Origin of the sequence: Dielma fastidiosa (assembly GCF_000313565.1) — a bacterium.
In the GTDB taxonomy this organism is placed as follows: Bacteria; Bacillota_I; Bacilli_A; order Erysipelotrichales; family Erysipelotrichaceae; genus Dielma; species Dielma fastidiosa.
The window spans coordinates 115,538-128,292 of record NZ_HE578931.1; the positions used below are offsets into that span (position 1 = coordinate 115,538).

Annotated in this window: 8 protein-coding genes; 7 read left to right on the forward strand and 1 reads right to left on the reverse strand. The window is 37.2% G+C overall.

What is annotated here, in order from left to right:
• Positions 1-146: 146 nt before the first annotated feature.
• Positions 147-440 (reverse strand): hypothetical protein, encoded by a 294-nt coding sequence (locus DAHG_RS16305; RefSeq protein WP_022939418.1) that lies wholly within the window; start codon positions 438-440, stop codon positions 147-149.
• A gap of 144 nt (positions 441-584) precedes the next feature.
• Here DAHG_RS16305 and DAHG_RS16310 point away from each other — a divergent pair, with 144 nt between their 5' ends.
• The 7 genes from DAHG_RS16310 to DAHG_RS16345 all read left to right on the forward strand — a co-directional run bounded on the left by DAHG_RS16310 (position 585) and on the right by DAHG_RS16345 (position 12,411).
• Positions 585-3,137 (forward strand): LuxR C-terminal-related transcriptional regulator, encoded by a 2,553-nt coding sequence (locus DAHG_RS16310; protein ID WP_022939419.1) that lies wholly within the window; start codon positions 585-587, stop codon positions 3,135-3,137.
• 168 nt (positions 3,138-3,305) lie between these two features.
• Positions 3,306-7,277, forward strand: coding sequence for a leucine-rich repeat protein (locus DAHG_RS21005; protein WP_022939420.1), 3,972 nt, complete (start codon positions 3,306-3,308; stop codon positions 7,275-7,277).
• Positions 7,278-7,480: 203 nt separating this feature from the next.
• Positions 7,481-8,107 carry a dTMP kinase gene (gene tmk / locus DAHG_RS16325; protein ID WP_022939421.1) on the forward strand — a complete coding sequence of 209 codons (627 nt, stop codon included), beginning with the start codon at positions 7,481-7,483 and terminating at the stop codon, positions 8,105-8,107.
• Positions 8,100-9,071, forward strand: coding sequence for a hypothetical protein (locus DAHG_RS16330; protein ID WP_022939422.1), 972 nt, complete (start codon positions 8,100-8,102; stop codon positions 9,069-9,071). Before tmk ends, DAHG_RS16330 begins: the two co-directional genes overlap by 8 nt.
• Complete coding sequence (gene ricT, locus DAHG_RS16335; RefSeq protein WP_022939423.1) at positions 9,068-10,153, forward strand: regulatory iron-sulfur-containing complex subunit RicT; 1,086 nt, start codon at positions 9,068-9,070, stop codon at positions 10,151-10,153. Before DAHG_RS16330 ends, ricT begins: the two co-directional genes overlap by 4 nt.
• A complete protein-coding gene (gene rsmI, locus DAHG_RS16340) occupies positions 10,150-10,998 on the forward strand; it encodes a 16S rRNA (cytidine(1402)-2'-O)-methyltransferase (RefSeq protein WP_022939424.1) in 849 nt (282 codons plus the stop codon). The genes ricT and rsmI overlap by 4 nt, the downstream gene beginning before the upstream one ends.
• 114 nt (positions 10,999-11,112) lie before the next feature.
• Positions 11,113-12,411 (forward strand): putative bifunctional diguanylate cyclase/phosphodiesterase, encoded by a 1,299-nt coding sequence (locus DAHG_RS16345; RefSeq protein WP_022939425.1) that lies wholly within the window; start codon positions 11,113-11,115, stop codon positions 12,409-12,411.
• Positions 12,412-12,755 lie beyond the last annotated feature (344 nt).

Below are 12,755 nucleotides of genomic sequence, written 5' to 3' on the forward strand. Positions count from 1 at the left end.
ATGGATTTGACAAGGGTGTTCTCTGTCTTAAAATCATCTGCCATTATCACCATTGGCAGCTGTGTAATCACAAGTGCTGTTGATAAAAGCAATGCCCTTATTCTTTTTCGTTTCATATTGTTTCCTCCTTTTTTACTTTTAAATTATTACTGTTTTGCATCGGTGACTGCCGTCAGAAGTTCATGGCAATCACTTAGAATAGGCTGGCTCTGCCGTTCAGTGAGATATCCAGATTTTACTGCCATTTCCAGAATGTAGCTTATCTGTTGTAAATTATCAGCCGCTTCTTGATAATTATCTTTTCGGATAAAGATACCAGCACTGATAACACAGTCCAGCAGCTTATCACAAAGCGGAAAACCACTGTCATTTTCCTTTAAATAGCGGACAATTTCAGCAATCCTTACGGAAAAATCATACATCCTGTCCTCAATTGCCATAACCTCACCACCTCTATGACCAAAGCATAGCACAGGGCTATAAAAAATAAAATCATACGGTATGAGGTTTTAGCAGCATTATTTTAAATTATGTTATAATGAAACGATAAAGAATGTTTAATATTTAAGTGAGGCGATGATCATATGAAAGAGAAACCCATTTTTTTAAGTGATAAATTTGTTCCTGCTCAGCTTCCTGAAATTTGTGCTCCACGTAAAAGTCTATTAACATGTTTTGATGAAGCAGCAATGGATGGTTTTGTTTTTGTTTCTGCCCAAGGCGGCAGCGGCAAGACTGTGACTACATTATTATGGCTGAACAAAAACAAGCGAATCCCTGTATGGATAGGACTGGATCGTTATGATAATTCACCCTCTGTATTTTATAAATTGCTGGCTACAGGTTTATATTCTCTTCAGCCTGATAATGAAAATATGGGACGTATTCTCACAGATATTGCTTTTTCTGCGACACCGGTTGAACATACTGTGGAATTGCTCAGCGAATTACGTCCAGAAACGGAAAGATATGTCATTGTACTTGATGATTTTCATTTGATTACGAATAATGAAATTATAAAATCGCTGCCAATCATTTTACGTCGGCTGCCTCATACCTTCACTGTCTTTATCTTATCGAGAGGCGATGTTCCAGTTGAATTTGAGCCTTTCATCAAAGATAAAAAGAGGAATGTTATACGCCGCGAATCACTTAGGTTTACAGAGACAGAAATTCGCCAATATCTGAATAAACTGGGTCACTTTCTCACTCCCGATGAAACTAAATTCATTTATATGGCAACCGATGGCTGGGCCATAGGTGTTAATGCCATCGCGCTTTCCGGAAAGATTGCTGATGGCAGCGGGGATGATTTTGCTCATTTTTTTAAGGACTTAGCATGGAATGCTTGGGATAGTAAGCTGCGAGATTTTTGTATGCGTACATCAATTGCCAGTGAATTTAATGCTGAATTGGCCGCGGCTTTATCTGGCAGATGCGATGCTGCTGAAGTAATGGAAGATTTAAGCCGTTCTAATTCCTTTTTAAGCAGGCTTCATGGAGATGTTTATCGTTATCATCATCTGTTTCAGGAATTTCTTCAAAAACAGCTGAATGAATCAGGCGCTGATATTGCATCACTATATAAAACCGCAGCTCGTTACTACAAAGATCATGAAGACTATTCAAAGGCTCTGCGTTTCTGGCTGATGAGCGGTGACTACAAAGGAACAGATAATTTTCTATTTCTTTTTCTGTTTCGGGGAAATAAAAATGGCGTTGCTGATTATGCTGATTTTCTGCATAGCTTTTTTGCTAACCCGCTGCCCGAAAGAGCCGCTAAAGAAGCACCAGTTCTGCATGTCTTATATGCATGGTATTACTATTTGACAAGCCGTTATGAAGAATATGCTAAGCATATGGATGCTATACTTTTGAACTTACCCCGCATTGCTAAGGCAGGGAATGAATTTGTAGAATTTGCAATGTTGGCTTTTCATGTGGATTATCGGAGATCATTGAAAACTCAGGTTACTTTATTTTATCTGTTTCGCGGTGTGCTGAAAAACTATACGCAGGCAGGGCTTGCTACAAGCATTGCTTCTTTTACTCATAATCTTCCATATATGCACCGCAGTAATCGAGACTACTCTGAAATTGCTTTAAATCCAAAAATACTGGATAAAATTGATACAACTTATGCACCGTTATTAGGGAAGGAATGGGAATATCTGCGTCCAGGTATTCTGGCATCTTTCACTTATGAGAAGAATCAGCTTGAAACCGCGTTGAAACAGAATACTGAGGTTTTGAATATGATTAAAGCAGAAAATAAGCCAGATGGCCGCATCTGTGTAATGGTGCTTCAGCATAGTATTCTCTGGCAATTAGGTTTATACAGTGAAGCTGGAAAAGCAATGGAAAGCTTATCTTCATATATTAATGAGTCTGCTCAATATTTTAGACCTAACTTGAATGCCTATCATACAAAATGGGCACTGTTTAATGGTGACAAATCCGCAGCGCGTGAATGGATTGATTGTTACTATGTAACGGATATTGATCATATTGAATTTTTCCGTTCTTTCCAACATTTCACCACGGCACGAGCCTATGCAGCTTTAGGCAATATGGAAAAGGCTTTGCATTATCTGCATCTGCTTCGTTCATTTGGAAGCAATCTGAATCGCCCCTTGGACAGATGTGAGGCAGGCGCAATCCTTTCAGCGCTTTACTGGATGATGAATCGAAAAAAAGAAGCAGAAGTCGAACTAATTGAAACACTTGAGATTTTGCAGCCTTATGGATTTATTCGAGTGGTTGCCGATGAAGGTAAAGCCATTGTTCCTGTTTTGAAAAGAATTTTGTTAAGAATTGCTGAGAAGGAGTATACAGGCCCGCTTACTCGAGCCTATGTAAATGATATTCTGTTAGCGGCATATAGCTTTGGTAATAAACATGTGGGATATATAAATCAGTCAGATAAAAAGCAGGATAAACCAGTTAAGTTGTCAAAGCAGCAGACTTACATGCTGGAACTTCTTTCTCAGGGTTATAAGAATGCCGAAATTGCTGAAATGACAGGTTTAAGCATTCCTACTATTAAATCACATACTTCTCTGGCATATAAAAAATTAGAAGTGAATAATGCAATGGATGCGATACTAAAAGCAAAGGAATTAGGAATCATCGAGTAATTTTCAATCTATCAAAAGCCTGAAAGGCTGCACATTGATAAGGATGTCTTGCTGATACGCGAGCCGTATTTATCTATTTGTGCTTTATTTGAAATAATCAATCAACAAATTCGTAAATTAAGTGAATTAACGTTAAATATGATTTACATTTTCTATATAAGAGGTACAATGGACTTAACTAATATTCACAATGAATTTACGGAGGAAATCATAATGAATAGGCATTTAAAAAACTGGGCGATTGGTATTATGGCTTGTGCTTTAACTTTGAATCTCACAGGTTACACTGTTTATGCACAAGAGACTGAAGAGGAGATAAATGCAGATCAAATAACTGATGAATCTGAGGAAGAAGACTCCTTAAAGTCAAACCTAGCTTTGATTACAGGTTTTGATGTATTAGATAAGGATTATTTTATATTGAATGAAAAGCTGCCAATTGATGAAATAGGTTTTCCCGATCAATTGGGTGTTTATCTGGAAAAAAGCGACATCAGTGAAAGTATCAATGTAAGCTGGCAGTGTGATAGTTATAATGATACTGATGAAGATGAGTATGTTTTTACACCGCTATGGGATGAAGAAGTGTACGAATTGTCTGCGGATATAGCAGGTGATGTACCTGAAATAACGGTGGTTATTCAAAGTGTTGATAATGAAATTGAATGGATTGCATCAGAGCCGGTTAATCTATCTGAATCAGTCATGGTAACACCTACGGAAGATGATTATACCATTAATACTGATGGGACATTGACGGGGTTATCTATCACTTATTTAAATGGATTGAGTGCTGAGCAAAAAAAGAATATTAATTTAGTTATTCCAGATAGTGTTAAGGGCACAGCAGTAACAGCTATTGGTGATAAAGCTTTTAGTCTTTGGTATAATAACAAGTATTCTGGCTGTGATTTTGTTAGTCTTGATTTGTCTAATGCAACGAATTTAACCCGTATTGGCAATGATGCTTTTTATTATGCAAAGAATATCACAGGTGATCTTATAATTCCTGATTCAGTAACTATAATTGGCAATAATGCTTTCAGAGAATGCACAGGCTTAAACGGTAAATTAGTTTTACCAGATGATTTGTTGTCAATAGAATCGTATGCTTTTTTTTATTGCAGATTCACTGGGCAATTAAAACTACCTTCTAAACTTGAGAAAATAGGTAACAATGCATTTAAAATAGATCCTTCAGCAAGCTTTACTGGGAAACTTGTCATTCCAGAAAGCGTTAAAAGCATAGAAACTGTTGCTTTTTCCGGCCAACAAGGAATCACATCGGTTATTTTTGAAGGTAATAATATAACTGCTTTACCAGATTCAGTTTTTAGATATTGTAGTGGCTTGAATGGCACAATTATAATTCCAGATTCTGTACAAACAATAGGTAAAAATACATTTGGAGATACAGGAAAAATTACTGTGTATTTACCTAAACGTAAAGATTCAACAAATGATAAATTCATAACCAGTACTTCATTGAAATCAATTAATTTACAAGCTATCATTTGTGACAAGGAAGATTATACTGATATAATAAAAATGCTCGGCAGTAGTCAAAGTCATTATGTTGGTTATGAGATGAAAGTAAATTTTATAACCGACGGCCCTGAGAGTTTTGATCCAATCCTTAGACTATACAACCATGCCTTCAATATGGAAAAGCAAGATGATGGCCAATGGTTAACGACAAACTATAAATTTCCTCAATTAGAAGGTAAGAATTGGGGAGTTTCAAAAACATCAATATCTCCTTTAAAAGAAACAAGTGCTGTTACTTCTGATGTAATCTATGCGATTAAGGCATATGAGAAAGCTACTTATAAATTCAGTGCGAATATTGATAAAGTATATGATGGGCAGCCGATACTGTTGAAAGTTGAAGCCAGTCATCCGTCAGCTAAACCAATCGGATCAGCAAAAGATGGGGATGTTGTGTTTTATTATACATGGAGTTGGAGTACAATTAATTTTTCGCCTGCAGTATTATCAGGATATGATGAAAATATCTATGAGTTTAGTGATGTGAGAGAGCCAAAATATGAAATTTCGTGTGCAGTTAGAGTACAGACCTGTGTATTAAAGGATGGTAAGCCAATCGTAATCAATAGCGAAACCCATGATTTTAGCGTTTTTATTCGCCAGGCAGACCCAGTTATTCATCCACTCTATGACACTCGTCCGCAAATCATTGCCAATGGTTTACCAGAGATTCAGCTTTCTGAAGGTGATACACCCGGCACTATTGCGTGGGATGCTGGTCAGACATTAAAAACGGGTGAGCATGAGTATACATGGACTTATATGCCTGTAGAGAATGCAGAAAATTCATATAATTACAAGACGGTGACAGGCAGTGTTAAGTTGACCGGTATAGAAAAGGGATATAGTGTGGATTTCGGTACACCTGTTCATGGCAGTGTTATTTTAGATAAGCCTTATGGTGCAGTACAAGGTGATGACTTGTCAATAACTTTCATCCCTGATAATGGATATAAATTATATTCTGCAGTCTTAGATGGATACGATATAACAAATGATATAACCAATAATAAATATGTAATTAAAGATATGCAGGCAGACCATCAGCTTGTGATTGAATTTACACTTATGAATGCTGCTGATGTTGAATCAGCCATTGATAAGCTGCCGGATATCAGCGATAAGGAAGTTATAAGTCAAGAGGATAAAAACAACATCTTAGATGCAAAGCTGAACTATGATGAAGTAGGCAGTGAAATAAAAAATGATTCAAAGGAAAAGCTGTATGATGCAATTTCCAAATTAGATCAGGTTGAAATAAATGTTCCTTCAGATAAGGTAGCTGTTGCGAATCGGCTTTACCTATTAGAGAATATGGAAGCCGAAGATGCCAAGGCACTTAAGGATGATAATATAAAATTTACAGTTGATGTTAAGGTTACAGATAAGGCTATAGATGATGATGTAAGTCAAATTTTAAATACAGTATTACAGGATGCTGTTATCAATGAAAGTTTTGATATAAGTGTTGTAAAAAAATTAAGTGGTGATAATGTTAATAAAGAAATTCCACTCACAGATTTGAAAGAACCGATTCAGTTAGTTTTTGAAGTGCCGTCAGATCTTCCAAGTGTTGAAGCTGGCTTTGTCAGGGAGTTCTATATTGTAAGACTGCACACTTCAAACGGACAGACTCAGGCAGATGTATTACCTAATGAGGCCGCAAGTAGTGATATTATAGTGGTCAGCAGCGATAAGTTTTCAATATATGTAATTGCTTATAAGGATGTCAAGAAACCGGCAAGTATGCCGGGAGGCTCTGGTTCGCATTCAACATCTTATGCTGTCCGATTTGTATCAGAAAATGGCAAAATTATTGGCTATATCAGCGATATACGAGCAGGCGGGAAAATCAATGAACCAATGAAACCTACAAAGTCCGGCTATACGTTTACCGGTTGGTATTTAGATAAAGAGTGTACCCAGCCGTGGGATTTCGCAAAGGATACTGTAAAAGAGAATCTGATTCTTTATGCGGGCTGGGAGAAAATTGAACCAAGCCAAAAGAACTATGTCGTAATTTTTAATTATCTAATTGATAACGAGTATCATTCAGAATCAGTATCAGAAGGAAATATCACCGCGATGCCGGCTAAGCCATTTAAAGAGGGCTATACCTTTACTGGCTGGTATGTTGACCAGGATTGTACGATTCCATGGGATTTCGACAATCGCGTTTACAGCGATTTAACGTTGTTTGCCGGTTGGCAAGTAAATACTGAGGAATATCCATTCACAGACTATAAGCCGAATGAACAATCATCGGTTCATTTAGAGGCAGAAACAGATAAAAAAGAGCTGCCTGAGGAACCGGTAAAAGAAGGTTATATTTTTAAAGGCTGGTTTGTTGATGAAGATTGTACGATTCCTTGGAAGCCTGAAGATGATTTCGAAGAAGATTTGAAATTATATCCGGGCTGGGAAAAGGAAGCTGATGTAAAAACTGAGGAACCATCAGAAATTAAACCAACAGAAAATCAACCGGCACCAAAACAGAACGATTCAATGCTGCTGATGTTATCAGCGGCAGCAGCGGTAATTGTTGCTGGCACGATTCTGTATATAAAGAAAAGAAGAAAAACTAATAAATAATCTGAAAATTCAGGAATGTGTCCTTGTGTCAATATTCCTGAATTTTTATGTCTATGACCGATCTGTTCTGATTAAGTTATTACCGGCTGATAATTCCAAGAACCTTAACTTTTTATATCAGGTCACTTGTGGTATAATTTATAAGTCAGAATAGGCTCTAACGCTTATTTTGAAGTTTTAGAACAAAGAGAGGATACTGATTCATGAAGGGATACTTTATCACATTCGAGGGACCGGATGGCAGCGGAAAAACAACAATAAGTACAGAGGTACAAAAGCGATTAACAGCGGCAGGTTATGATGCCATCTATACAAGAGAGCCAGGCGGTATTGATATCGCTGAGCAGATACGGCGTGTAATCCTTGATCCAAAAAATGTTAATATGGACGCTAAAACAGAAGCTTTGCTTTATGCCGCAAGCCGCCGTCAGCATTTAATTGAGAAAGTATTGCCGGCTCTTGAAAAAGGGCAGATCGTGATTTGTGACCGATTTATAGATAGTTCATTAGCGTATCAGGGATATGCTAGAGGCTTAGGCATTGAAGAAGTGTTCCGCATCAACGAATTTGCGATTGAAGGACATTTTCCAGATGCAACCGTTTATTTGAATCTTGCCTATGAGGAAGGACTTAAACGGATTGAAACAAGAGCATTTAAAGATCGTCTTGATCTTGAAACAACTAATTTTCATAAGCTGGTTTCTAAGGGCTATGAAGAAGTTCTTAAGAAATATAAGCACCGCATGAAAATTGTTGATGCCAGTCAAGATATTGAACATGTATTAAATGATTCCATGAACTATGTGCTGGAGCTGATTAAAAATGTTTAAAGAACGTCTGTGTAAAGAACAGCCAATTGCTTATAAAATATTAGAAAATGCACTTATTTCAGAACATTATGCCCATGCCTACTTGTTAGTTGGTGAAAAAGGTACACCTAAAAAAGAAACGGCGATTTTATTGGCACAAAGTCTGCTGTGTGATGAAAAAGGCTTCGCCTGTGAAGTCTGCAACACATGTCAGCGAATTGCTGAACATAATTATGCGGATTTTATCTTTGTGGATGGTGAGAAAACCTCAATTAAGAAGCAGGATATATTGGGAATACAAGAAGAGTTTAATAAAACCTCAGTGGAAGCTAAAGGTAAAAAAATTTATGTTTTGCATTATGCTGAAAATGCAACCTTAGATGCGTTAAACAGCTTATTGAAATTTCTTGAGGAACCTGTGCAGGATGTCTTCGCGATTCTCACTGTGGAGCAGCTTGACCGCTTGCTGCCGACGATTCAGTCAAGATGTCAGAATATACCGCTGCGCAAAGCGAATGTCAGCACTTGCTATGAATATTGTATGAAAGAGAATATTGATCCATTAGATGCCTATTTGCTTTCGCATTTATCAGGATGCTGGGAAGAGATTGTATTAAAGCTTGAGGATGAAAATTATCAGCAGGCACGAATCATGGCAATGGATACGATACAGAAATTACATATAAGTCCGGATCAGGCGTTAGTTCATTTGCAGCGTGAAGGGTTTAAAGATAAAAAAGGTTCTGATAAGCTGCAGTTTATGATGTTTTTAGATATATTAAGCATCTTCTTTAAAGATTGTATCAAGGGTAAAACAATATGTACCAGTCAATCATGGTTAAATGCTATGAAGTCATATGATGCAAAGGATTGTATTGCTTATCTAAGCGCCTGTATGGAAGCAAAAGATAAATGCGGCCGTTCGGTTAATTTAAGTTTATTGTGCGATCAGCTGATTGCGAAAATGAAGGAGTTGAAACAATGAGTGAAGAGAATGAAAAGAAAGTGACGGAGAATAAGAAACGTCCAAATCACAACCGACATCGTCAAAATAAAGAAAATAAAAAGAAGAATGAAGAAGCTGTTAATGAAAGTATCAAGACTGAACAGCCTAAGAATACACAAGATACGAAAAAGACAAGCCATAAGAATGAAACGAATTCTGAACCGGTTAAAAAGGAAGCTGTGAAAAAGGAAGTTCATCAGCAGGAGAACCGGCCTAGAGAAAATAAACCAGCTGGTAAGACAATTCATTATGACTATATCGCATTTGTATGTTTTAAAGAGTCTAAAAAGATTTATACTTTTGGTACGAATGACGGCAGTCTTAAGGTGAATGATTCTGTAGTCGTAGAAACGGTTCGCGGTCTTGAGGTTGGCGAAATAGTGAAAGAAAGCCGTGCTTTCTGTGAAGTGCCGACGGATTTGGAAATCAAGCCAATTCTGCGTAAGGCTACACCAAAGGATTTAAAAGATATTGAGAATAATGTGAAAGCGGCTAAGGAGGCTTTGAAGGTCTGTGAGGCAGCAATTAATCGTTTGAATTTAGATATGCGTTTGATTGATGCGGAATATACACTGGATCGCAGTAAAATCATTTTCGTTTATGTGGCGGATGATCGTGTTGATTTCCGTGACCTGCTTAAAGATCTTGCGACACAGTTTAAATGCCGTATTGAATTAAGACAGATTGGACCTCGTAATAAGGCAAAGATTGTCGGCGGTTTAGGCGCATGCGGAATGGAAACCTGCTGTTCACGGTTTATGAATGACTTTGATGTAGTATCAATTAACATGGCTAAGAATCAGCTTTTAGCATTAAATGTGCAGAAGCTGTCCGGTCAATGCGGTAAATTAATGTGCTGTTTAAAGTTTGAGGATTCGCAATATAAGCAAATGCGTGAAGGATTGCCGAAAATGAATTCGCAGATTGAATATAAAGGAAATCGATATCGGATCACAAGCTTAAATGTCTTATTGAAGCAAGTAAAAATTGAAAATAAAGAAGATGTTCAATTCCTTGACTTCTCTGAGCTATGGCCTGAAATTGATTGGTCAAAACGATGAAAAGGCAGAAAAGCTTTGAGAATGGCAAAGCGACTTTATATTTAGTAGCTACGCCTATTGGCAATCTTGAAGAATTAACACCAAGAGCAATCAGAATCCTAAATGAAGTAGATATTATTGCTGCAGAGGATACTCGTAATACAATGAAGCTATTGTCGCATTTTGATATTAAAACCCGCTGCATCGCTCATCATTCACATAATGAACATGAGAGTGCAAAGGGGTTGCTTAATCTTCTTGATGAAGGTAAAAATATCGCAGTTGTGTCAGATGCCGGTTATCCGCTGGTTTCTGATCCTGGCCAGGTGATTGTACAGCTGGTTATTGAAGCAGGTTACAATGTTGTGCCGATTTCAGGGGCCAGTGCCGGTTTAAACGCGTTAGTCGCGTCTGGTATCTGCGCACAGCCATATATGTTTGTCGGCTTTTTGAAGGCAAGTGAAAATGAGCGGCGTAAAGAGTGTCTTGAATTAAAGGGTATCAGACAAACTTTAATATTTTATGAAGCACCGCATCGTATTAAGAAAATGCTGGAAACATGTCTGGATGTTTTTGGGGATCGTTTTATATGTCTGGCTAGAGAGCTGACTAAAAAACATGAAGAATTTATCCGCGGCAGAATATCCGAAATTATTGAAATTGTTGATGATTTAAAAGGTGAAATGGTTATTGTTATGGAAGGCAGCAAGGAAACAGCGATTCAGCCGGAAATCTTCCCGCCGCTTTATGAGCATATTAATTCATATATTTCACAGGGATACAGCACCAATGAAGCGATTAAAAAGGTTGCGAAAGAACGCGGTGTATCAAAAAATCAGATTTATAAAGAGTATCATGCCAGTTAGCTTGTAAAATCTGCTGACAGGTAATATAATAAAAAAAGGAAAAAACTGGGAACTAATTTTTTTATCGTCGATTAGGACAAATACCGACAGGTCGATGAGCGGGAAAGGGTAAATATGAAAAAAGGAAGTCTTCCAGTTATCAATGAGTATCATCCATTAACGGGGTTATATAATTTTGATGCCTTTTTTAAAAAAGCGGCAGAAATCATCGAAAAAAACGATAAGTACCCCATGTGTATTATCAGTTTAGATATTGAGCATTTTAAGATTTATAATGATTGGTATGGCCGTAAAGCAGGTGACCGACTCTTAAATTTGCTGGCAGGGGATATTAAAAAAGCAGCTGAAAGTGCCGGAACTATTGCCGGTCATTTTGGTAATGATGATTTTGCACTGTTATATCCGGTGACCGACGATTTAGAAAAATGGTTGGCTAAACAAATTGAGGAATTTGCTAAATACACAGATGCTATCAGAGAGTTTTTGCTGAAGGTTGGAATCTGTGAAATTAATCATTCTATGAGTCCGGCTGAAGCTTATGACTGTGCGCAGCTGGCGTTAAAGTCAATTGAAGGAATTCATGACCAACGGGTTGTTAAGTATGACTGCGACATGAAAAGAAAACTGATGAGTGAACAGTTTTTAACGCAGGAAATAAGACAGGCATTAAAAAAGAAGGAATTCACTTGTTATATGCAGCCTAAATGTCAGATTGATACAGGTGAAGTGATCGGCTTAGAGGCATTGGTTCGCTGGCGTCATCCTAATGATGGAATTGTAGGACCCGATGTGTTTATTCCCATTTTGGAACGTAATCGAACAGTTCATCAGCTTGATCTATTCGTATGGGATCTAGTTTGCAGTCAGCTTCATGAGTGGATCAAAGAAGGTCTTCACGTAGTGCCTGTTTCGGTCAATGTATCACGAATTGATTTTTATTCTTTGGATTTGCTGTCTATCTTTAAAGGATTATTAACTAAATATGATCTGTCGGCTGACTTAATAGAGCTGGAAGTAACCGAAAGCGCCTATATTGAGGATTATAAAATTGTTACGGATACAATTGATCAATTAAGCAAAGCGGGTTTCAGGATATCAATTGATGACTTTGGAAGTGCCTATTCTTCACTGAATATGCTGAAGGATATTGAGGTTTCAGTGTTAAAATTGGATATTAAGTTCATTCAATTCAACAGAAAAAACCTTTTGCGGACAATGGCAATTTTAAAAGCAATTAAACAAATGGCAAGAGATTTAGGGCAGACTATCATCGTAGAAGGTGTAGAGACGCAGGAACAGGTAAATCTTTTAAAACAGCTGGATTATCATTATGCGCAAGGTTATTATTTTTATCATCCATTGACGATTGAACAAGCGACTTGTTTGCTGAAGCCTGCAAAAGTTATGAATTAAAAGCTATCATTATTGAAGTTCAAAGGGATTTCAATAAGATAGCTTTTTTTGTTTATAATGGCTCAGAATGTGAACTGTGTCAAAAAGTATACTTTATGAGACACTTGATTTATCTCTATTATAGGCTGAATTATATCATTTGTAAACTGAATTTGGACATTTTTGTACTGAAAATGGTCTAAAAAGCACTGTCTTACAAAGTATACTTTATAAGATTTATACTTTGCTGACTGGCATTAACTTGATGATCTTACCCATAAGTTTATATATGGAGATAATCATCTTCAATGAGTATTATCTCCGCCGTTAAAAAGAGTGATGTTTTTTTCCCAAGTTCCATCACT